This is a genomic window from Streptomyces sclerotialus (genome assembly GCF_040907265.1).
Lineage (GTDB): Bacteria > Actinomycetota > Actinomycetes > Streptomycetales > Streptomycetaceae > Streptomyces > Streptomyces sclerotialus.
Genome location: NZ_JBFOHP010000002.1, coordinates 4,990,724 through 5,013,474, shown reverse-complemented (window position 1 = coordinate 5,013,474; position 22,751 = coordinate 4,990,724). Strand labels below are relative to the sequence as shown.

The window sequence follows — 22,751 nt, the reverse complement described above, 5'->3', positions numbered from 1 at the left end:
AGGAACGTGCGAGGAGAAACGGCCCCGACGGCTCCGACAGTCCCCGCCGCACCGGCACCGTCCTCCTTCCGCATCGACATCGGCGAACTGGTCCTGGACGGCTTCGACGCCCGAGTCGACCCCGACCGCGTACGGGCGTCCTTCGAACGCGAGCTGACCCGCCTGGTGGCGGAGCGCGGCGTACCCCTGGCCGCGAACGGCACCCCGCTTTCGTTGGACGGGTTGGCGGGCCTGCCACCCCTCCCCCGTACGACGTCCCCGGTCCGCCTGGGCGAAGCCCTCGCCCGCTCGGTCCACGCGGGCCTCACCGGCCGAGGGGAGGCCCGATGAGCACGTCCCACTCCTCCTCCCAGGACACCAACCGGTCCGCCGCCGAGAAGCGCCGCAAGCGCCGGGAACGCAACGCCAGGTCCCGCACCCCGGAACCGAAGGACATCGTCAGCGGCGCCGGCCACCCCCTGGACCCGAGCGTCCGCCGCGACCTCGAAGAACAGCTCGGCCACGACTTCAGCCAGGTCCGCCTGCACACCGACCGCGACTCCGCCCAACTGGCCGACATGATGGGCGCCGACGCCTTCGCGGTAGGCCAGGACATCTTCTTCCGCGAGGGCACGTACCGTCCCGGCACGGCGGACGGCCAGCGCTTGCTGGCCCATGAGCTGCTGCACACGGTCCAGAACCCGCACGGCCTCGGCGCCCTCCGCGCCGGCCGCGACCTGGGCGCCGTATCCCTCCCCCAGGAGGCGATCGAACGGGAGGCGGAGTCGGCGGCCCGGTCGTCGGTACTTGGTGCGCTGCAGGAATCCGTACGCGACGAACAGCCCGCCGCCGAGGTGGAGGAAGGCCAGGCGACGCCGGGCTGGCTCCGGTACGCGACGGTGGACGCGGACCGCCGCCGCATGGAACAGCTGGACCCGGCGACGCTGGTGGACCGGCTGGCGAACGGGGTGCTGCGTTCGCTGCGCGGTGACCCGGAGGACCGGTCAGGGCGGGCCCGTCTGCAACTGGCACGCATGTCGCCGGAGCTGCAGGAAAGCGTGCTGGACCGGCTGGAGGTCCGGCTGCTGACGCCTGAGGTCGACCGGCTGCTGGACCTGGTCGACGAGGTCGAAGAGGGCGGACCGCTGCCGCTGGTGGCGGCCGCGACCCCCGAGTCCGTCCAGGACGAGGCCGAAGTCATCGCGCAGGAGCGGACACAGCAGAACGCCGCCGCAGCCGACAAGCGCGAGCAGGACGAACAGGAGAACGACGACCGCAGGAAGCGGGCGCAGCAGCGCAAGGACGCGGACCCGGCGGGAGACGGCGGCCCGGAGCGGGACGCCCCGTCGACTGCCGGGGGCGCGCCCAGGGCCCCTGCGGCGTCCACCTCGACAGGTTCCCAGGCGGCTGGACAGGCCGCCGCGCAGGACAAGCAGGCGGCCTCGGCCCGGCAGAAGGACCAGGCCCAGGCCAACCAGGAGGACAAGGAAGCCGACGCCCAGGCCGCGCAGAAGGACAAGGACGCCGAGAACTCGGCGCGCGGCCAGGACGAGGACGGCGAGGAGCGGTCGGACGAGGAGGCCTCGGCCGCCGAGAAGGACGCGCAGGGCGGCGAGGGCGAGCAGGAGGACGCCACCGCCAAGGACAAGGGATCCGACGCGGAGGCCGTGGACAAGAGCGATGCCGAGCCCGGCGAGAAGGACCGCACCGGGCAGCGCGACGACGAGCGCCGCAAGGGCGATCCAGAGAACGAGGAGGATGCCGACGACGAGCCTTTGGGGCTTGAAGAGGAATCCGAGGAGCTCGACGAGGACGACGGTCTCGACGCCGAGGAGGACGAGGACGACGGCCTGGAGGCGGCGGACGAAGAGGACGCCGACTCCGCGGACACCGAGGAGGAGACCTCCGCGGAGGGCCTGAGCGGTACGTCCCCCTCCGCTGCCAAGCAGCGGAACCGGAACGACGCCCCGGACGCCGACCATCGGTACGGGCCCCCCGGCGTGCTGGACTCCCCGGTCGACAGGAGCCAGTCGGACGAAGCCGTGCAGCGGGCGAAGGGCGATGCTCACGGGGCCGGCTCCGGCCGTGCCTCCTCCGAGGGGACGCAGGAGCCCGACGACCGGATCGCCACTGACCTGGACATCGACAAGTCGATCGAGCAGGAGATCGGCCCCGAACCGGACGAGAAGGCGGACGACAAGCTCGGCGCGGAGCCCGGCGAGAAGGGTTCGGGCCCGTCGGACCCTGAAGATGCCGAGCGGGAGCGGGAGCAGGCCGAAGAGCGCAAGGAGGACGAGGAGGCCAAGCGGCGGGACGATGCGGCCCGTACCGCTTCTGAGGGCTCGGGTGTGGCGCGCGGGCCCGAGGACGATACGACCGCGCCGGGGCAGCTGTCGAAGGCCGAAGAGGACGCACGCAAGCAGGCAGCCGCCTCGTCCCCCGAGTCCTCGGCTTCGGAGGCGGCCTCGGGCTCCGGCCCGGGTGCGGCATCCGGCGAGGGGAAGAGCTCGGAAGGGTCAGCGGACAAGGACGCCTCGTCGTCCGGCGGCGGAAACTCCGGTACGCGGTCCGGCAGCGGGTCCAGCGGTGGTTCCGATACGGAAAGCGGCTCGGCCTCCGGTTCGGCGACCGGCTCCGCCACCGGCAAGGATGAAGGCACGTCGGGTGGTACGCCGGGCGGCGGCGCATCGGTGCAGGACAGCGCGGATACGAAGGCCGGCACCGGTACGACCGGTACCGCCCACGGCAAGGAGACCGAGGCGCCGGGCACCGCCGGCACCAAGGACGCCACCCAGACCACGGACGTCAGCGAGGGCAAGGGACCCGCGACCACACCGGGCACGGACGCCGGCCCGGACAAGGCGTCCGCGCCCGGCCCGGTGAACGCACCCAAGGTCACCTCGGCCCCGGGGGCGACGGCCCCGTTGTCCGCCGCGGCCAAGAACGGAGCCGCCAACGGCGGCGCCCCCAAGGACGCGCAGCCGCCCAAGCCCGGACCGGGGAAACCTACGGCGCGTCCCAAGGCCGCGGCCGCGCCGGGCAAGCGGCAAGCCGCCCGGCAGGCGGCCAAGAACGTCCGGCGCGGCGGAGGCGGCGGAGGCGGCCGTACGGCTGCGGCGCCTGCCAGGGGAGGCAGGGGCGGTGGCGGCCGTGCCGCGTCCGGCCCGGCGAAGCCGAAGAAGGACGCCCCGGCGCCTGACGTCTCCAGGAGCACGCCCGAGGCGGGGCTGGCCACGATCTCCAAGCTCAAGCCGTACCAGATGCTGGAGACCTTCAAGGGCGTCGACACCGCGGTGGGCACCCAGGTCGGCAAGGAGCGCGCGGCGCTGCGCAAGGGCCCGCCGCAGATGGAGCGTCCGATCGGCTCGCCGCGTACGCTGCCGGGCGGGCCCACGCCCGCGGCACCCGGTACGTACACCAATGCCAAGGTCTCCCGCACGGATGCGGCCAAGGGCAAGACTCCCGAGATCGAGGGCGAGGAGCGGCCGAAGGGGCAGCCGCCCGGCGTCGACGTCCCGGAGCCGAGCTGGTGGGACATCCTCCTCACCATCGGCGTGGAGATCCTGAAGAGGATCTTCCCGTTCGACGACCTGATCGACTCGGTCATGAACCTGCCGACCACGGACGACGGGCTCAAGGGCGCCCGCGTGGGCAACGCCCCGGGGCTGCCGCTCCAGGACGATTCGGACCCGCAGCGTACGGACGAGCAGAACCAGAAGCTGGACGAGCGCAAGGACGAGCTGCACCAGGCGGGCCGCGAGGACGCGGCGCGGCCGATGGGCGAGGACCAGATCTATCCGGACGCCCCGCACGAGACTCTCAAGGGCAAGGTGCCCGGCGGCGGGAAGAAGGGCGGCAAGCAGGGCGGTGGGCGCAAGGTCGCCGCCGGCGGCGTACCGATCGAGTCCGCGTCCGCCGTGGCCGAGCACGACCGCGGTCCACAGATCCAGGCGGGCTTCGCGCAGGGCCAGCAGAAGATGGGCCAGGAGCGCAAGGCCAAGGACGAGAAGGCGAAGAACGACAAGAAGAAGCACGATCAGGACCTGAAGCGCGAGGTCGACGCCAGCACGAAGAAGCAGGCCGGCGCGCGCGAGAAGGGCCAGAGCGACATCGCCGATGCCCGCGACAAGTGGCGCAAGGAGCAGGACGACAAAGTCGCGGACATCGACGACAAGAAGGGCAAGAAGTACGACAAGGTCCGCAAGGACATCGACGACAAGAACGAGCAGACCGACAAGGACGTCGACAAGCGGACCGAAGACGACAACAAGAAGATCGACGACGAGCAGACCAACTCGGAGAAGGACGCCAAGAAGAAGCAGGAGGACAAGAAGAAGGAGGCCGAGAACGGCGGCGGCGGATTCCTCGAGCGGCTCAAGGAATGGTGGGAGAACCTCAAGAAGGACATCGAGGAATTCTTCGCGCGGGCCCGCAAGGCCGTCACGGACCTCATCGACAAGTTCAAGCGTGAGGTCTTCGAGCTGATCGACAAGGCCCGTAACTGGGTCGTCGAGCAGATCAACGACTTCGCCGACGCCCTGATCGCGTTCGGTGACGAGCTGCTCGCCGATTACCCGGCGATGCGCGACAAGTGGCGCAACACGATCAACGCCGGCCGCGACTGGGCCGTGCAGAAGGTCAACGAGGCCGCCGACGCGCTCAAGGAGGTCGCCGGCAAGCTCCTCGACGGGCTGTGCGGCGCGCTGCTCGAAGGCCTGGACCTGCTGGAGGGCGGTCTTAAGGCCGCGGTCGACGTCGCGGAGACCGTGACCGTCGAGGCGGTGGAGTTCGGTAAGGGCGTCGTCCAGGCGCTCGGCGACTGGGCAGCCATCTTCAACGACATCGTCTCCGATCCCGGCGGCTGGATCAGCAAGGCAGGTGCCGCGGCCGAGACCGGCGCCAAGGAACACCTCTTCAACGAGATCAAGTCGGCCGTCAAGGAGTGGGTCAAGCAGAAGGTCCAGGAAATCATCGGAATTCCGATGGAGGACTTCCAGGCGCTCATCGAGGGCGGCGTCAGCGCCGAAGAGATGGGCAAAATGGCCTGGGACGAAGCGGTCCCGCAACTCCCGATCATCATCGGCGTCATGGTCGTCGAGAAAGTCGTCGCCAAGCTCATTCCCGGCGCCGGCTGGGCCATGGCCATCATCGACGCCCTCAAGGCCGCCTGGGGCGCGCTCAGCGAGATCCTGGCCGCCTTCGGCCTCTTCATGGACTTCCTCAAGTCCGTCAAGAGCGGCAACGGCGCCCTGCCCTTCGCCAAGGCGGTCGCGGCAGGCGTCGTCGCCCTGCTGGAGCTGGTCTACCAGGCACTGGTCGAGGGCATCGGCCGGTTCATGGGCGGAGTCGCCAAGCGGCTCGGCGACATGCTCAAGGACATCCGCGGCAAGAAGAAGGGCCCGGGCGCACCCGAGGCGCCCGGCCGGCCCGGCGCACCCAACCGCCCCGGAGACCCGTCACAGACCAATACGCCCGGGCGTCCCGCCGAACCGGGTCGCCCCGGCGCACCCGGCCCGGCGGCCAACCGACCGCACCGGTCCGAAAAGCCCGGCGAGCCCGGCGGTCAGAGCGACAAGCCGGGCCAGCGCCCGGCCCCCCGCAAGCCCTCCCCCGACAAGACCTCCCGCCCGGAGCAGGGCCCGCGTCCGGAGAAGCGCCCCTCCCCGGAGAAGAAGCCGGATCCGAAGCAGCAGCCCAAGCCCAAACACAAGAAGAAGCCCGACGAGCACGAACGCCGCGACGACGGCCGCGAGGTCAACGCAGCCCGCCGCCGCCTCCGCGACGCCAAGCGCAAGCAGCGCGACGACGACAAGGCCGGCCCCACCAAGCGCCACGGCCCGGCCCGCGACACCCTCCGCAAGAAGCGCGACGACGACCCCACGCGCCCCGACAAGCGCGACCAGGACAAGTCCAAGAACAGGGACAAGAAAAAGGACGAGGACAAGGACCTCCTCAACAAGAAGCCCACCGACAAGAAGATCAAGAAGCAGGACACCAAGGGCCACGACAAGGACAAGCACAAGAAGGATGACAAGGAGCGGGACCGCGACCGCAAGAAGAAGCTGACTGATAAGAAGCGCACGCGCCGCAAGCCCGAGTCTCGCACCCGCCGCAAGCTCCGCCGCGCCCGCCAGACCATCAAGTCCGCGGTGAGCAGGGCTCGCCGCGCCGCCCGCCGCCTCTTCGGCAAGGGCCGCAAACTCGGCCGCAAACTCAACAACCGCACGCATCGCCTGCGCGACCAGTGGAGGCGCCAGCGTGACAGGCTGCGTCGCAACCACGACCGCCGGCGCAACCGGCGGAACCCCGAACCCCAACGCGAGCCCGAGGGGAGGCGAGACTACGACCTTCCGAAAGTTCGCTTCCGTACGGACAACGGAGAAATACACACACTGCAATTCGACGGCAAGGGCAGAAGCGCCTCACTCGCCGTGCACAGCAACATGAGCGCCCTGCAGGCGTATTTCGCTTCATGGCAGCGCGACATCACCAAAATCAAGGACGCTCCGGAGCGGAAGGCGGAGCAGGAGGAAGCACTCAAGGCCGCCAGGGCGCGCGGCGCAATGGTGGAGGGGCTGCAGGACCAACTCCCCCAAGAGACTCCCCGCCCGTCATCTCCCGCGTACGGAACACCCGTATACCTCGGCAGTCGCGGCAACGACTTCCAGGGAGCAATGCGAGTGCTGAAGTACCACATGGACAAGCTGGCGGAACTCCTCGCAGAACGGTACTCGGATAACGGAGAACCACTTCCTGACACCATTCTCCCGCCGTTCTCGGATGGGCCAATGGCTAGCAGTTTCCAGGCCCATTACATCAAGGCAGAAACGCCCCGGGGAACGGACACCGGTCACCGTCCGTTCGTGAACCCCGTGGGTTGGAAGTACATAACCGATCGCGAGATGAGCGAAGGGTCTGCATGGGTGCGTATGCACATGCTGCCTGCGCCGCTCGGTGGTCACGCAACCACCTCGAACCTCGTACCAGCGCGTGGCGAAGAGAACCTCGACGCCGCACATGAAGTGGAACACCCCGCTGCACTCGCAGTCGGAAAGGAAGTCAGGAACAAGCAACACTCACCAGCACCTGAACGAATGATCTGGTACGACGTCAGCATCAACTACTGGTCAACATATCGAGGTTTCCCCAGCTCACTGAAGATGAAGTGGGGAGGATATTCCCACAAGGACGGGAAGTGGACCAGGCGTGGCGGCGGAACTTCTTGGGAAGAGCAGCCAGAGCCCCCGGACTCGACCGCTCTACCGGTGGCCCGGATCAACCGGGACACTGCAAGCCGCATAGCAAGGATCACCCACGTCAGCGATTACTTCGCCACCGCCATCGTCAAGCTGAGAAAAGAGAAGGGAATGAAATTCCTGGGCCTTGGGAGCCTCCTGTTCGCATTGCGGCAAGGATACGACCTGACCGGAAATGGACGTACCACTCCACCTACAGGAGGCACCACCGTGAAGCGGCAGGCCGCGATTGATGCACTGAAGGAGGCAGACAAGAACCAGAAGCTCGACTTCTCTCTCTTCCGCTGACCACACCCAAGAGGAACAGAAGATGAATCATCTGACCCCCTACGAAGCAGGCTGGGCCAAAACTCTGGAGGAGCTTCGGAACGCCCCAGCGTTCCGGATGCACAAGCACCTCCAAGGGGAAATCGATCTCATCACCGGAGACGCCCACGCGGCATTCGAACAACTCGCGGAGTGGGAACACATCACCCTCGACCCGGCACTGCAGAGTCACTACCTTCGTTTCTCCAGGCTTTCAGCCGCCTGGGAAACCATTGCCCCTCACCCGAACTTGGCCGGCGAGTTCAATCTTCACCACCTCTACGAAGCGCTCTGCAAAAACCCTCCAGAGCACCTGATCACTTCACATGACACAGAGGAACAACGTCGACTGATCTCGGAGCTGCACGTCTTCGACGACACACCGACGAGCGGAGTGGGCTCCTTCGCGGCACTGCGGACCCAGCCAGGAGCCAACAATCCCGAAGTGTGGCTATTTCAAATTTCACAGAGCCCCATGAAATTGGATATCGACTACCGTGAATATCTCGACGTGCTACAGGTAACTAAAGGAACCTTCGGCTGGCAATATCTTTTCACTGAAACCTCGTTGAAATCCGAAGAGTTCGAGTTCACCGTCTACCGCCTGAAGACCATGCTCCAGGTCTTCCCTGAAATTTTCCCCGATCACGACTACGCGCCACTCAAGGAGCGACTCGCTGAGAGAATTCGGTAGGGCGAACACAGCTCCTGCCACCCTTTTACCCACTTGAGGTCTTCAGGAAAGGGCACCCATGACCACCTACGCCGACATTCCCAAGCCCATCCGTTCCGGCATAGTCATCGTTGACCCGGAGCGCGGGACGCCGCAGCGGATTATTGTGCTGCAGTTCAATCCCGACACGCTTGAGCGTTCGGTCGCGCCGCAAGCCGCCGGCGGGGAAGGCGGCGGAGGTGGTGGGGACAGTGGCGGGGACCGGAATGAGGCGCTGAGGCTCAAGGGCCCCGCGCAGGAGACGTGGAAGTTCACTGCGGAGATCGATGCCACGGATCAGTTGGATGTGGCGGCGCCGGATGGGATTCATCCGCAGCTTGCCGTGCTCGAGATGCTTGTGCAGCCGACTACCGAGCAGCTTCGGGCGGCCAGCAAGTTGAGCAAGAAGGGGACTATTGAGATCAGTCCCATTGAGATGCCGTTGACGCTCTTCACCTGGGGGAGCAAGCGGGTGATGCCGGTCAGGTTGACGGAGTTGTCCGTCAATGAGTCGGCGTTTGATGTGAATCTGAATCCGATCAGGGCCTCGCTGTCCATCGGGATGAAGATTTTGACGGTGAGTGATCTGCCGGCCGGGCATCGGGGGGCTGAGTTGTATCTGGCTCACCTTGCGCAGAAGGAGCAGTTGGCGCGGCGGGCGCGGGCCGGGAGCTTGGCGCAGCTGGGGCTCGGGGGAGGGATCTGAGCGTGATCGAGCCGTATGAGAGTGCGTTGGATGATGTGCCGGGGGCGCACCCGTACCCCAGGAGTAGCCGGTACCACGATGTGGAGATCGGCGTTCACAGGGCGAGCGACGGTACCGAGGTGAAGTACGCCAAGCGGAGGTTGTTGCCGCCATTGGAGTACGACAGCGATGAGACCGTGCCGCATGTCGTCAGCGAGGGCGAGCGGGCCGATCAGCTCGGGCAGCGGTATTTCGGGGATTCGGGGCAGTGGTGGCGGGTTGCTGATGCCAATCCCGTACTCGATCCGCGGGAGTTGACCGACGAGCCGGGAGAGGTCATAGCCGTGCCGTTGCCAGGTGGGTTCGCCGGAGGCATGGGTGGGCCGGGGGTGCGGAATGGCTGATGATCTGCCCGTGGGGGGTGGGCCCATTCATGTGTCGCTGTACATGGGGCCCAAGCTGGCGCGGCTGGTGCCGCAGGAGGTGACCGAGGCGCTGCTGTCCGCGCAGATCACCAGTACGGCGGGTGAGCGGAGTGGGTTCCAGCTCGCCTTTGATCTCACCAAGAAGGGCGCCATAGTCGACCGGCTGCTGCCAGAGGGGTTTTTCGATCCGAAGACCCGCGTCATCCTCACGGTTGCCGTGAAGGGAACGCCTGTCGTGCTGCTCGACGGGCTCATCGTGCGGCAGGAGGTCGGGGCCAGTAATCAGCCTGGGCAGACCACGCTCACGGTGACGGGGGAAGACCTCACGCTGCTCATGGATCTGGAGGAGCGGACCGACCGGTATCCGAACCTCGCGCCGTCGCAGCGGGTCGAGCGGATTCTCGGGAAGTACGCGGATTACGGGATCGATGCGCGGATCATTCGGGAGCAGGTGCCGCAGCCGCCGAGAGAGCAAGCCCGCGTGGATTACCAGACCGGGACCGATCTGCAGTATGTGAATGACCTGGCGCGGGCCAATGGGTACACCTTCTACCTCGATCCCGGGCCCGTTCCCGGGCGGTCGACCGCGTTCTGGGGGCCTGAGCAGCGGCTCGGGCAGCGGCAGCATGCGCTGAACGTGAACATGGATGTGAATTCGACCGTTGATCAGCTGACCTTTGCCTATGACGGGACGGCGAGAGAAGAGCCGCAGGTGCGGGTGCAGGACCCCGTGACGCGGCAGGCGCCGTTGCTGGCACAGCCTGATATCAGTCCGCTCCGGCCGCCGCTCGGGCGGCGGGCCTCGCCGGCGCTGAAGCGCAAGACGCTCACGGGTACGGCGAAGAAGGACGAGGCGCTGGCTAAGGCGGAGGCGTTGGGGCGGGCTGCGACCAGTGCCGATGCGATCAGTGGGTCCGGGCAGTTGGACGTCAATCGGCACGGATACGTGCTGCGGCCGCGGGAGTTGGTCGGAGTGCGGGGAGCTGGTGTGACGTATGACGGCGATTACTACGTCAAGAGCGTCACTCATAACCTCCGGCCCGGGTCCTTCCAGCAGAACTTCACCCTGTCGCGGGAGGGCCTGATCGCCCGCAGCAACGTCGTTCGCCCGTGACGCCCATTCGTACCGCCCAGGAGAAAGACACCGCGCATGGCTGCTGCATCGAACAATCGCTTCCTCGGCAAGTTCCGGGGCCGGGTGGCGAGCAACGACGATCCGTTGCGGATGGGCCGGATCACCGCCCATGTGCCCGACGTGCTCGGGGACGAGGCGTCGACGTGGGCCATGCCGTGCTTTCCGTTCACGGGCGCGCAGGCGGGGCAGTACGTGATCCCGAGCGAGGGCGCGGGAGTGTGGATCGAGTTCGAGCAGGGGGACCCGAGTTTCCCGGTCTGGACGGGGTGTTGGTACGGGTCGGAAGCCGAGATGCCGGTGGATGCGCAGGCCGGGGCGCGGGCGGGTGCCGAGCCGGTGGTCATCGAGACGCAGGGGCATCACAAGATCGTGCTGTCGGACGTGCCGGAGGAAGGGATTCTGCTGCAGGCGCCTGGTGGGGCGTATGTGCGGATCAATGCGGCGGGGGTGCAGATCAACAACGGTGCCGGCGCGTCCATTTCCCTGGTCGGGGACCAGGTCGACATCAACGAGGGCCGGCTGACCGTGCCGAAGAAGCGATGACCCGAAAAGCCAGGATCAGGAAGCGTCAGCGGAGACGGGGGAGCGAGAAGACGTGGTGACCGGGAATCTTGTGCACGGCGGGGCGGTGATCAGCTGTCCGCACGGTGGCCGTGCCGTGGCCGCCGCTGCCGCCGCCGGCACGTCCGTACGGGTCGACGGCCTGCCGGTCGTCACCGCCGCCGACCTCTTCACGGTCAGCGGCTGCCCGCACTCCGTCGGCGGTCGCCCGCAGCCGTGCACCAGCGTGCGCTGGACGCCGGCCGGCGGCGGTGACGAGGTACGGATCGACGGGGTGCCGGTACTGCTGGACACCTCGGCGGCGATGTGTTTCAGCGCCGGGCTGGTGCCGCAGGGCCCGCCGGTCGTGGCGCCCGTCCACCAGGGGGTGTCCAGCCGATGAGGGCTGTGAAGAAGATACGGACCGAGGTCGCTTTTCCGTTCCGGGTGGACCGGCGGGGGCGGACGGCGCATGCGGATCATGACGAGCATGTGCGGGACCTGATCGAACAGTTGCTGTTCACGAGTCCGGGTGAGCGGGTCATGCGGCCGGACTTCGGGTGCGGGCTGCTGGACCTGGTGTTCACGCCGAACAGTCCGGAGCTGGCCTCGGCCGTCGAGCTGTCGGTGCAGGCGTCGTTGCAGCGGTGGCTCGGTGATCTCATCGACGTCGAAGCGCTGGACGTGGTGAACGAGGAGAACGTCGTACGGGTTCATCTGCGCTATGTCGTGCGCTCCACCGCGAGCCGGCGCGATGAGGTGTTCGAGGGGCGGGGCGAGATATGAGTGAGCAGCTCATCAGCGGTGACGTCAGCGGTGACATCAGCGGTGGGCTGGTGTGCCGTACCGACCGGCGGCGGGGGCGGATCAGAGCCGCGCGGCTGAACGGCATCGATGGAGTCGAGGTCGCCGATGACGGGGTGACGCTGACCGTCACCTTCCTGGGCAAGGCGCCGCACGGGCTGTGCCCGGAGAACGTCCGGATCGACGGCGGCCGCCGGATCACCGGGATCGAGGCGCTGGAGGTGTCGGTCGAGCGGGAGGAGGACCCCGAGCTCGACGATCGCCTGCACGTCACCCTCGACCGCACGGGGGACACCTCCCGGTACCGGCTGTCGATCGTCGACACGGATCCGTACGGGCGGCCGGGCACGGAGCCGTACGAGGGGTTCGACCAGCGGTACTTCACCGCCGACTTCCGGTTCCGGACCGACTGCCCGAGCCCCTTCGACTGCGCCGACCCAACGCCCGACGACTGCCCGGACACGTTCAGGCCCGCGCCCGTCATCGACTACACCGCCCGGGACTACGAGACGCTGCGCCAGCTGGTCCTGGACCGGCTGCGGCTCACCACGCCGGACTGGGTCGAGCGAAATCCGGCGGATCTGGGGATGACGCTGGTCGAGATGCTGGCGTACACCGCCGATCAGATCAGTTACCAGCAGGACGCGGTCGCGACGGAGGCCTACCTCGACACCGCGCGGCGGCGGGTCTCCGTGCGGCGCCACGTGCGGCTGATCGACTACCCGATGCACGACGGGTGCAGCGCGCGGGCCTTCGTGTCCGTCGAGACGGTGCGCGACCTGGTGCTGCTGCCGGGCACGTTCCGGTTCGCCGCGGTGGACTTCCGTACGTACGGGCCGCGGGACCGGCCCGCGCTCGGGACCGTCATCGACGACCGGGACCTGGCCGTGCTGGACGAGCGCGGGTCGGTGGAGGTCTTCGAGCCGGTCGGCGACGCGCCGCTGCGGCTGCGTCCGGAACACAACGCCATCCGGCTGTGGACCTGGGGCGATGAGGTCTGCGCCCTGCCGAAGGGGGCGACCTCGGCGACGCTGCGGGACGAGTGGGCGGACGAGGAGTGCGAGAGCCGCTCCCTGCGCCTCTCCCCCGGTGACCTGCTGCTCTTCGAGGAGGTGAAGGGTCCGCGTACAGGGACGCCCGGTGACCAGGACCCGGCTCACCGGCAGGCCGTCCGGCTGACCTCGGTCATCCCGGCCGTCGACCAGCTGGACGGACAGCCGGTGCTGGAGGTGACCTGGGCGCAGGAGGACGCGCTGACGTTCCCGCTGTGCCTGTCCACGCGGGGCGGGACGGACTGCGCGCCGGTGGCGGACGTGAGTGTGGCGCGCGGCAACGTCGTCCTCGTCGACCACGGGCGGTCGCTCACCTTCGGGGAGTGCCCGGAGGGCGTGCCGGAGACGGTGACCGTGCCGCCGGTACCCGCCGTGACCGGGTCCTGCGAGCCGCCCGCCTTCGGGTGCGGGGACAGCAAGGACGGCGGGAACGCCACCGCGCGGACCATCACCCACCTGCTCGACAAGACGAAGCACCACCGCGCGCTGACCGCCGACGACATCCGCGAGCTGTTCGAAGCCGTCGGGGAGGAGGCGACCGCGCGGGCCGGGCTCGGGCTGGAGCTGGCCGGGCAGCGGCGCGAGAAGGTCGTACCGGGAACGGTGTACGCGCAGGCCCAGGCGCTGCGCACGCTGCTCGCGCAGTCCGTGTACCCGGGCATCGGGCCGCGCTTCCGGCCGCTGCTGCACCGCTCCCCCGTCGCGCAGACCGTGCCGTTCCCGCGGCCTGAGCTGGTGGCCGCTGGGCAGGCGGAGCGGCTCGCCGGTATCCCGGAGCGGGTACGGGCGCGGCTGGTGGAGCTGTGGCGCAGCGCGCGGGACCACGACGGGCTGGCGGAGGCGGAGATCGCCGAGCTGACCGTGCTCTTCGGGCTCCGCATCCTGGAGCGCCTCGAACTGCACCGGCATCCCGTACGGGCGCTGCGCGAGCTGCTGCACCGCAGTGACCGGCTGCTGGCGGCCAAGCTGCGGCGGCTGGAGGTGCTGACGGCCCGGGCGCGGGCCGGTGCGGTACTGGACGGACGGATCGCCTGGGAGATCGCGCACAGCTGGGGCCCGGGGTACGCGGCGGGGCTGCATCCGGACGAGCCGGTGCTGCACGGCCCGGCGGCGAGCCTGGCGCCCGATCCCCGGGCCGCGCTCCCCGCCGTACGGATCGAGGACGGCGAGCACACCTGGGAGCCGCGCCGGGACCTGCTGGACAGCGGGCCGCGCGACCGGCACTTCGTGGGCGAGCTGGAGGACGACGGGCGGATCGCGCTGCGCTTCGGGGACGGCCGGTACGGCGCGCGTCCGGAGCCCGGCAGCCGGCTCACGCTGCACTACCGGCTGGGCGGCGGCACGGCGGGCAACGTGGGCGCGGAGGCCATCAACCACCTGGTGCTGAGTCGCCCGGCCGAGGAGTCGGACGGTGGGGAGCCGATGCCGGTGGCGGGCGTACGCAATCCGCTGCCCGCTATCGGCGGCGCCGCGCCCGAGTCCGTCGAGCAGGTGCGGCAGCTCGCGCCGCTCGACCTGAAGCGCACCCGGCGGAGGGCCGTCACCGCGGCGGACTACGCGGAGCTGGCGTCCGCGCTGCCGGGTGTGCAGCGGGCGGCGGCCGAGATCCGCTGGACCGGCAGCGCACAGGAGGCGCACGTGGCGATCGACGCGGCGCGTACCGGTGAGCCCACGCCCCAGCTGCTGGACTCCGTCGCGTACGCGCTGGAGAGCTGCCGGCGGATCGGGCACGACCTGGTCGTGGAGCCGGCCCGGACGGTGCCGCTGGACATCGAGATCGAGGTGTGCGCGGCGCCGGGCCATCAACACGGCCGGATCCTGGCCGAGTTGACCCGCGTACTCGGCAGCCGGCGGCTGTCCGGCGGACGCCTCGGCTTCTTCCACCCGGACGCGCTGACGTTCGGCGAACCGGTGCGGCTGAGCCGTCTCACCGCGGTCGCCGCGGCCGTACCGGGCGTGGAGAGCGTGCGGGTGACCCGCCTGCAGCGCCTCTTCTCCCGAGGAACCATCGACAACACCGACAACAGAGCACTGGAGGACGGTGTGCTGCGGCTCGGCCCGCTGGAGATCGCCGTGTGCGACAACGACCCGGAACGGCCGGAGAACGGCCGGCTGGTCATCGAACTCGGAGAGCTCGGGGGTGCGCGATGAGCGCCACGTGCGGCTGCGGCTGCGGGGGCGGCAGCGACGAGCGGCGCGCTCCCGACGCCCTCTACAACCCGCCGGGGCGTACCGCCCTGGACTACCGGGTGGGGACGTACGGCACGTTCCTGGCCGGGATGCTGGACCGGCTGGCCTCGCCCGCCTACCCGGCGCTGCGCGGCCTGACCGTCCGCACCCCGGACGACCCGGCGATCGGGCTGCTGGACGCCTGGGCGGTCCTCGGTGACGTGCTGACGTTCCACAGCGAGCGGATCGCGGACGAGGGGTACCTGCGGACCGCCAACGAGCACCGGTCGCTGGCGCTGCTCGGGCGGCTGGTCGGGCACCGGCCGCGGCCCGGCGTCGCGGCCGACACCCACCTCGCGTACACCCTGGACAAGGACCCGCGCGCCGAGGACGTGCCGGTCGTCATCCCGCGCGGGGCGCGCAGCCACAGCGTGCCGGCGGCGACGGGCGAGGAATCGCAGACGTTCGAGACGACGGAGGACCTCACCGCGCGCTGGGCGTGGAACGAGCTGAAGGTCCGCAGGCGGCGGCCCGCGCTGCTGGTCGCCGAGGACCTGAAGACTCGGTCCGAGCTGTACGTCTCGGGCACGAACACCTCCCTGCAGACCGGCGACCAGCTGCTGTTCGACTTCGGCGGCAGGGAGCAGCGGCTGCTGCCGGTCGCCAAGGTGCGCATCGACCGGGAGGAGGACGTCACCGCGATCGGGCTCCAGCAGTCCGCGCCGCCCACGCTCAGGGAGCTGGTCGACGAGCTGAAGCAGTGGATCACCGAGCCGGAGGACGGCGGCGATCCGGACGACCCGGACGAGCCCGGGCCGCCCACCCCGGAGACGCCGAACCCGCGGCCGGTCAGCAAGCTGATCGAGACCTTCGACACGCAGGTGCTGGCGCCGCTGCGCAAGGACCTGGAGGGTGACGCGGCCAGGACCCCGGCCGCGTTCGCCGAGCGGCTGGCCGGGCCGCACGAGCGGCTGGCCGAGGCGCAGGCGCTGGCCGCGCCGTACGAGGAGGTCGCGGCCTGGTTCGAGCAGCTCGAAGCGGTGGTGGGAGAACTGCGGGAGCGCGCCGGGGACTTGGAGCCCGCGCGGACCGTGCCGCCGTCGGAGCCGCAGCCGAAGAAGACCGGGGCCGGGCAGCCCACGCCCGCGCTGCGTGCCCTGGACGCCGTACTGCCCGCGCTCCGTACGAGCGTGGTGCGGCCCCCGTCCGGCGCGCGGGCCGTCTCGCGCGATCCCGGGCGCCTCTTCGCGCCCGGCTCGGACCTCACCGCGCGGCTGCTGTCCGCGCTGGACCCGAGGCTGTCCGACGGGATGTACACGGCGTGGCGGCAGGCCGCGCCCGCGACGCCCGCCGCGCTCCGCGCGCTGCTGGCGATGCGGGTGACGGCCGCGCCCTTCGGGGCCACCGCGCCGCTCAAGCCGGTGCAGGACGAGGCGGGCCGGGTGATCCGTACCGCCGACTGGCCGCTCACCGGCTCCGTGCTGACCAGCGTGCGGATCGTCTTCGACACGGCCGGCAAGGTGCCGGTGAAGGCGGAGTTCCAGCACGCCGAGACCGGCAACTCCGTGCAGTACTCGGAGAACCTGCCGTCGGAGAACTCCTTCGACCTGGGTCCGGGCCGGGTCCAGGTGTCCACCCGTACCGGACAGGACCGCGACCTGAGCTGGCTGGGCCGCCGCCCGACCGAGTCCCAGGAGCCGGGGGTCACCGTCCGGCTGCTCGCGGGGCTGCCCGAGCGCTCCCTGTTCGTGGCCCGCCCCGACGAGGAGGGGAAGGTCGAGGTCGCCGTCAACAACGGCGAGACCAAGACGTGGCACCTCGCGCCGGGCGAGAAGGACCAGTTCCGGCACGGCGAGTACGAGGTGACCGTGCGGCGCACGCCGGGCAGCGAGCCGCCCGCCGTGGAGATCGGCATCGCCACCGTCCCCGAGCCCGCCAACCGGTACGTCCTGCCGCTGGACTCCGTCCAGGACTCGATCACGGTCGGCAGCTGGGTGGCGGTCCAGCGGCCACGCAAGGGCGCCGAAGGGCCCGACGGCATCCCCGGCGACAAGAAGCTGGCGTTCGTCACCACCCGCGTGACGGCCGTGCGCACCGCCGCGTACACCAACTTCGGCATCACCGGGCGCGGTACGGAGCTGACGCTGGCCGACCCGTGGCTGGACGAGCACGACGTGGTGCTGTCGGCGATCCGGGACACCACCGTGCACGCGGGCGGCGAGCCGCTGCGGACGGCGGACGAGCCGCTGGGCGAGGACGTGCACGGCAACGAGCTGGAGCTGGCCGACCTGTACGACGGGCTGCGGCCCGGCCGGTACGTCGTCGTCTCCGGCGAGCGGACCGACATCCCCGGCTCGGCCGGGGTGCGCGGCACGGAGCTGGCGGTGATCGCCGCGGTCGACCAGCGGCTGGACGAGGAACTGCCGGGCGGCCATGTCCACACCGTCCTCACCCTGACCGCCGACCTCGCCTACCGGTACCGCCGCGACACCGTCCGCATCCAGGGCAACGTCGTGCCGGCCACCCACGGCGAGAGCCGGGACGAGGCGCTGGGCAGCGGTGACGCGGAGAAGACCAACCAGACGTTCGCGCTCTGGCAGTCCCCGCTGACCTGGCTGCCCGCCGACAACCCGCTGGGCGCCACCCCGGAGCTGGAGATCCGGGTCGACGGACTGCGCTGGCACCAGGTCGACAGCCTGGCCGGACGCGGGCCGCGCGAGCGGGTGTACGTGCTGGGCTCGGCCGGGGACGGGCGGGCGACCGTGACCTTCGGCGACGGGGTGCACGGCGCCCGGCTGCCCACCGGGCACGAGAACGTCCGGGCCCGCTACCGCTTCGGCACCGGCCACGCCGCCAACGTCAAGGCCGGCCGCATCACCCAGGCGATCACCCGCCCGCTGGGCGTCACCGGCGTCACCAACCCGCAGCCCGCCACCGGCGGCGCGGACGCCGACGGCCCCGGACTCACCCGCCGTACGGTCCCGCTCGCGGTCTCCGCGCTGGACCGGCTCGTTTCGCTCCCCGACTACGAGGACTTCGCGCGCTCCCGGGCCGGCATCGGCCGGGCCTCGGCGGCCCAGCTGTACGACGGGCGGCGGCAGGTGCTGCACCTCACCGTGGCCGGGGTGGACGACAACCCGGTCGCGGCCGATGCCGAGGTGCTCCAGGCCCTGCGGTCCTCGCTCGCCGAGTACGGGGACGCCGCGCTGCCGGTCCGTGTCGACGTGCGCGAGCTGGTCCTGCTCCTGCTGGTCGCCAAGGTCAAGGTCGCGCCGGACCACTCGTGGGCGGTGGTCGAACCACGGTTGCGGGCCGCCCTGTTGCGCCGGCTCGGCTACGAAGGGCGCGAACTGGGCCGGCCGGCCCGGCTGTCGGAGGTGCTGGCCACCGCCCAGTCCGTGCCCGGCGTGGACTACGTGGACGTGGACGCCTTCACCGGCGTACCGGCCTCCGCCACCCCCGCCGACCTGACGCGGCTCGGCGAGCGGCTGACGGCCCCGCAGACCACGGTCCCGGCCCGCCGGGCCACGTACGACGAGCAGGTGTACCGGGTCACCGACGACAGGGGCGAGTCGCTCAGCTCCGTCGCGGGCCGCAACGGGATCTCCCTCGCCGAACTGCTGCGTCTCAACCCCGACATCACCGATACGCGGCCGCTGGCCAAGGGCCGCTCGGTGTGTGTCTTCCGCGGTATCCGGCCCGCCCAGCTCGCGCTGTTCTCGCCGCAGGTCGCGGACACCATGATTCTGACGGAGGTCAAGTGATGTCCAGGGAGCCGGACGGGCTCGCGGAGCTGCTCCCGCAGTGGCACCGGCTGCGGGACGCGGAGAACGGCGAGCCGCTGCGCGCGCTGCTCGCCGTCATCGCCGAACAGGTCGATCTCGTACGCGACGGGGTCGAGCAGCAGTACGACGACTGGTTCGTGGAGACGGCGGCGGAGTGGGTGCTGCCGTACCTCGGTGACCTGGTCGGCTACCAGCCGCTGCCCGGATACGAGCGGGTGCTGGCCACCGGCCTGAAGGACGGCGGGCTGCCGGACTCCTCGCGGCGGCGGCTGGCCGAGGCGCTGGCCCCGCGCCGCGACGTGGCGGCCACGGTCGCCAACCGCCGCCGCAAGGGCACCCTCGCACTGCTGGAGGAGCTGTCCGCCGAGGTGGCCGGGTGGCCCGCGCGGGCCGTGGAGTTCTCCCGGCTGGTCTCGCACGCCCAGCCGGTGAAGCTGTACGGCTCGGGCACCGCGGCCGTCAACGGGCGGCGGGCCGCGCGCGGCCGGACGGTCGACGTACGCGACTCCTCAGCGCTGGACCTGGCGGGCGGGCCCTTCGGGACGGTCGCGCGCTCGGCGGACGTCCGCCGGGCCGACTCGCGGCGCCGCCAGGGCGGCCTCTCCCCCGCCGGGGTCGGCCTGTACGTGTGGCGGCTGAAGCCGTACTCGGTGACGCGGGCGCCCGCGTACTGCATCGACCGGGCCCGCAACCTCTACACGTTCTCCATCCTCGGCAACGACACCCCGCTGGTCACCAAGCCCGAGCCGGAGCCGTCGGCCACCCACATCGCGACCGTCGACAACGTCCCGGCGTACGTCCGGCGGCGGCAGCTGCACGACCGGCTCGCGGACTACTACGGGCCCGGCAAGTCCTTCACGATCTGGCGGGACGGGCAGCGGGAGCCGGTCGACCCGTCCGACATCGTCGTCGCCGACCTCAGCGACTGGCGCTACCGGCCCAAGCGCGGGCAGGTCGCGGTCGACCCGGAGCTGGGCCGCATCGCGTTCGGCTCGCGCTCGGCGCCGCGCCAGGGCGTGTGGGTGACGTACCACTACGCCTTCGGGGACGACCTGGGCGGCGGCGAGTACCTGCGCGACCGGGAGACGCCGGCGGGCGCGGCCGTGTACCGGGTCGGGCCCGGCCAGACGTACCAGCGGATCATGGACGCGTACGGGCAGTGGCAGAACGACCGGCGGGCCGGGCGCTGCGGCCCCGACGGCATCATCGAGATCACCCACAGCGGCGCCTACCAGGAACAGCTGGACTTCGACCTGGACCCGGGCGACCGCCTGGAGGTGCGCGCCGCCGAGGGCACGCGGCCGGTGATCCGGCTGCTGGACTGGTACAGCAACCGGCCCGACGCGCTGAACGTCCGGGCGCGCGAGGAGGACTGCGAGCCGGGCGCCGAACGCGGCCCCGCGCCCCGGCTCGTGCTGGACGGACTGCTGGTCACCGGCCGCGGCATCAACGTCCAGGGCCCGGTCGGCGCGCTCGTGCTGCGGCACTGCACGCTCGTCCCCGGCTGGTCGCTGGAGCCGGAGTGCGACCCGCACTCCCCCGAGGAGCCCAGCCTCGTCCTGGACCGCACGACCGCGTGCGTGGAGATCGACCGGACGGTCCTCGGCACCATCGAGGTCATCGGCGACGAGGTGTCCACCGACCCGCTGCCGATCCACATCAGGGACAGCGTCCTGGACGCCACCGGGCACGACCGTGAGGCGCTCTCCGCGCCGGACTGCCGGCACGCGCACGCGGTCCTGCACGCGCACCGCACCACGGTGATCGGCGAAGTCCACGTGCACGCCGTGCAGATCGCGGAGAACTCGCTCTTCACGGGGCGGCTGCACGTCGCCCGGCGGCAGCTCGGCTGCATCCGGTACTCCTACGTCACGCCGGGCTCCCGGACGCCGCGCCGGTACCGCTGCCTGCCCGACCTCGTCGGCCCCGAACAGGCCGGTGCCGTACGGCCGGTGCTGCGCAGCGAGCGGTACGGCACGCCCGCGTACGGGCAGCTGACCGCGCCGGGCGCGGACGGGCCTGCCGGGCAGGGCTGCCGGCGGGCCGCGGAGGACGGGGCCGAGCTGGGCGCCTTCCACGACCTGTACCAGCCGCAGCGCGAGGACAGTCTGCGGGCGCGGCTCGCGGAGTACACACCGGCCGGAACGGATGCGGGGATCTTCTTCGTGACCTGAGCCGATCCGCCCACCCGCCAGCCGACAACCACGAGCCTCATCACGAGCTTCATCACGAGGGGGAACCCTTCCCATGCACGCAGATCTCTCCCGCATCACCTTCCGGCCGGACGCCCGGTACTCCGCGGTCCTCGCCCAGCAGGGCCGCGTCCAGCTGGACGCGGACACCAACGAGCAGACCGCGATCCAGCTCTACCAGGCCCGGGTGACCGCCACCGACCTGATCGGGCAGCACGGCGGCCCGGCCGGCGACGCCGGCTTCAAGATCGACATGACGGGCGGCAGCCGCGAGCTGGACGACCTGTCGATCAGCCCCGGCCGGTACTACGTCGACGGCATCCTGGTCGAGGCGTACCGGCCGCAGCCGGGCGTCCCCGTACCGGACCCGGCCGAGGCCGACGCCAAGGACGACGACAAGGACGGCGAGAGCGCGGCCGCCGAGCCGCCGGCCACCTGGACGTACTGGGACCAGCCCGACGCCTACCGCGACGCGGAGCGCCCCGAGGACCGGCTGCCCACCCAGTTCCCGTACCTGGCCTACCTCAAGGTCTGGGAGCGCTCGGTCACCGCGGCCGAGGACCCGGCGCTGCGCGAGGTCGCGCTCGGCGCGGCGCTGCCGGACACCGCGGCCCGGCTCAAGGTCGTCTGGCAGGTGCTGCCGCTGCCCGGCGGCGAGCTGGACATCGAGGGCGACGAGACGAAGAAGGCCCCGGTCCGCGAGGCGTTCCGCAAGTGGGTCGCCGAGCAGCGCAAGGCCACCGCGCGGCTCGCCGTGCGCAGCGAACGCCCCGACCACGCCGACGACGACCCGTGCCTGGTCAAGCCGGACGCGCGGTACCGCGGCCCGGAGAACCAGCTGTACCGGGTGGAGATCCACGACGGTGGCGCCGCCAAGGACGCCACCTTCAAGTGGTCCCGCGAGAACGGCTCGGTGACCTTCCCGGTCGACGGCCTGGACGGCACCTGGGTCGAGCTGGCCACCCTGGGCAACGACGACAAGCTGGACCTGGACGTCGGCGACCTGGTGGAGTTCGTGGACTCCGCCGTCGCCAGCCGCCTGGAGGCGCACCCGCTGCTGCGCGTCGAGGAACTGGACCTGCCGGGACGCCGGGTACGCCTCTCCGGCGAGCCCGCGCAGGGCGTCGGGCGGCGGCCCGAGCTCCACCCGTACCTGCGCCGCTGGGACCAGCGCGAGGGCGGCCGTGCCCAGGAGCGGCAGACGAAGAAGGGCGCCGCGGGACAGCTGCGGAACGGCGCGGTGCGCGTCGAGGAGGGCGCCTGGCTGCCGCTGGAGGACGGCGTCGAGGTCTACTTCGCGGCCGGCGGCACGTACCGCACCGGTGACTTCTGGCTGGTCCCGGCGCGTACGGCCACCGGCAGCGTCGAGTGGCCGACCGACGCGGCCCGCCGCCCGCTGCTCCAGGGACCGCTCGGGCCGCAGGTGCACTACGCGCCGCTGGGCTGGGTGATGGGCGAGAAGACCGTGTCCGACCTGCGGCTGGCGTTCAAGCCGCTGGCGGCGGAGATCGCCGCGGCGAGCGAGGAGGAACTCGCCGCCGAGGAGGAGGCACGGGCCGCCGACGCCGCCGCCGAAGCGGAGAACGAGCCGGCCGACGTGGCGTCAGCGGGTCCGGCGCACGGCGCGGCACTCCGCTCGCAGACGACGGCGGAGGCGGAGGCCCTGTCGGAGGAAGGCTGAGCAGGCCTTTGACGTCACTGACGTCGGAGA

At 70.8% G+C, this 22,751-nt stretch carries 13 protein-coding genes; all 13 read left to right on the top strand.

What is annotated here, in order from left to right; genetic code table 11:
• The first annotated feature begins 6 nt into the window (after window positions 1-6).
• The 13 genes from AAC944_RS22260 to AAC944_RS22200 all read left to right on the top strand — a co-directional run bounded on the left by AAC944_RS22260 (window position 7) and on the right by AAC944_RS22200 (window position 22,721).
• Entirely contained in the window at window positions 7-330 is a 324-nt protein-coding gene (locus tag AAC944_RS22260) for a hypothetical protein (protein WP_368396404.1), read from the top strand.
• A complete protein-coding gene (locus AAC944_RS22255; RefSeq protein WP_030609723.1) occupies window positions 327-7,523 on the top strand; it encodes an eCIS core domain-containing protein in 7,197 nt (2,398 codons plus the stop codon). Before AAC944_RS22260 ends, AAC944_RS22255 begins: the two co-directional genes overlap by 4 nt.
• 22 nt (window positions 7,524-7,545) lie before the next feature.
• Window positions 7,546-8,235, top strand: a complete 690-nt coding sequence (locus AAC944_RS22250; RefSeq protein ID WP_030609727.1) for a hypothetical protein — start codon at window positions 7,546-7,548, stop codon at window positions 8,233-8,235.
• Between the two features lie 58 nt (window positions 8,236-8,293).
• Entirely contained in the window at window positions 8,294-8,959 is a 666-nt protein-coding gene (locus AAC944_RS22245; protein WP_030609730.1) for a hypothetical protein, read from the top strand.
• Window positions 8,956-9,342, top strand: a complete 387-nt coding sequence (locus tag AAC944_RS22240) for a LysM peptidoglycan-binding domain-containing protein (protein WP_030609733.1) — start codon at window positions 8,956-8,958, stop codon at window positions 9,340-9,342. Before AAC944_RS22245 ends, AAC944_RS22240 begins: the two co-directional genes overlap by 4 nt.
• Window positions 9,335-10,477 carry a hypothetical protein gene (locus AAC944_RS22235; protein WP_030609736.1) on the top strand — a complete coding sequence of 381 codons (1,143 nt, stop codon included), beginning with the start codon at window positions 9,335-9,337 and terminating at the stop codon, window positions 10,475-10,477. The genes AAC944_RS22240 and AAC944_RS22235 overlap by 8 nt, the downstream gene beginning before the upstream one ends.
• A 36-nt stretch (window positions 10,478-10,513) precedes the next feature.
• Window positions 10,514-11,041, top strand: a complete 528-nt coding sequence (locus tag AAC944_RS22230; protein ID WP_030609739.1) for a phage baseplate assembly protein V — start codon at window positions 10,514-10,516, stop codon at window positions 11,039-11,041.
• A gap of 55 nt (window positions 11,042-11,096) precedes the next feature.
• A complete protein-coding gene (locus tag AAC944_RS22225; RefSeq protein ID WP_030609741.1) occupies window positions 11,097-11,441 on the top strand; it encodes a hypothetical protein in 345 nt (114 codons plus the stop codon).
• Window positions 11,438-11,824: a GPW/gp25 family protein gene (locus AAC944_RS22220; RefSeq protein WP_030609743.1), complete on the top strand. Its 387-nt coding sequence runs from the start codon at window positions 11,438-11,440 to the stop codon at window positions 11,822-11,824. Before AAC944_RS22225 ends, AAC944_RS22220 begins: the two co-directional genes overlap by 4 nt.
• Window positions 11,821-15,045 carry a putative baseplate assembly protein gene (locus AAC944_RS22215; protein WP_078888346.1) on the top strand — a complete coding sequence of 1,075 codons (3,225 nt, stop codon included), beginning with the start codon at window positions 11,821-11,823 and terminating at the stop codon, window positions 15,043-15,045. Before AAC944_RS22220 ends, AAC944_RS22215 begins: the two co-directional genes overlap by 4 nt.
• Window positions 15,042-18,827, top strand: a complete 3,786-nt coding sequence (locus AAC944_RS22210; protein WP_030609752.1) for a putative baseplate assembly protein — start codon at window positions 15,042-15,044, stop codon at window positions 18,825-18,827. The genes AAC944_RS22215 and AAC944_RS22210 overlap by 4 nt, the downstream gene beginning before the upstream one ends.
• Window positions 18,827-21,022: a hypothetical protein gene (locus AAC944_RS22205; protein ID WP_030609757.1), complete on the top strand. Its 2,196-nt coding sequence runs from the start codon at window positions 18,827-18,829 to the stop codon at window positions 21,020-21,022. The genes AAC944_RS22210 and AAC944_RS22205 overlap by 1 nt, the downstream gene beginning before the upstream one ends.
• A gap of 73 nt (window positions 21,023-21,095) precedes the next feature.
• Window positions 21,096-22,721 (top strand): DUF6519 domain-containing protein, encoded by a 1,626-nt coding sequence (locus AAC944_RS22200; protein ID WP_030609760.1) that lies wholly within the window; start codon window positions 21,096-21,098, stop codon window positions 22,719-22,721.
• The last annotated feature ends 30 nt before the right edge of the window (window positions 22,722-22,751 follow it).

Excerpts from the sequence above, each read along its gene's own strand:
- AAC944_RS22255 (WP_030609723.1), top strand. The coding sequence starts at position 327 with ATGAGCACGTCCCACTCCTCCTCCCAGGACACCAACCGGTCCGCCGCC.
- AAC944_RS22245 (WP_030609730.1), top strand. The coding sequence starts at position 8,294 with ATGACCACCTACGCCGACATTCCCAAGCCCATCCGTTCCGGCATAGTC.
- AAC944_RS22230 (WP_030609739.1), top strand. The coding sequence starts at position 10,514 with ATGGCTGCTGCATCGAACAATCGCTTCCTCGGCAAGTTCCGGGGCCGG.
- AAC944_RS22200 (WP_030609760.1), top strand. The coding sequence starts at position 21,096 with ATGCACGCAGATCTCTCCCGCATCACCTTCCGGCCGGACGCCCGGTAC.
- AAC944_RS22250 (WP_030609727.1), top strand. The coding sequence starts at position 7,546 with ATGAATCATCTGACCCCCTACGAAGCAGGCTGGGCCAAAACTCTGGAG.
- AAC944_RS22220 (WP_030609743.1), top strand. The coding sequence starts at position 11,438 with ATGAGGGCTGTGAAGAAGATACGGACCGAGGTCGCTTTTCCGTTCCGG.
- AAC944_RS22235 (WP_030609736.1), top strand. The coding sequence starts at position 9,335 with ATGGCTGATGATCTGCCCGTGGGGGGTGGGCCCATTCATGTGTCGCTG.
- AAC944_RS22205 (WP_030609757.1), top strand. The coding sequence starts at position 18,827 with ATGTCCAGGGAGCCGGACGGGCTCGCGGAGCTGCTCCCGCAGTGGCAC.
- AAC944_RS22210 (WP_030609752.1), top strand. The coding sequence starts at position 15,042 with ATGAGCGCCACGTGCGGCTGCGGCTGCGGGGGCGGCAGCGACGAGCGG.
- AAC944_RS22215 (WP_078888346.1), top strand. The coding sequence starts at position 11,821 with ATGAGTGAGCAGCTCATCAGCGGTGACGTCAGCGGTGACATCAGCGGT.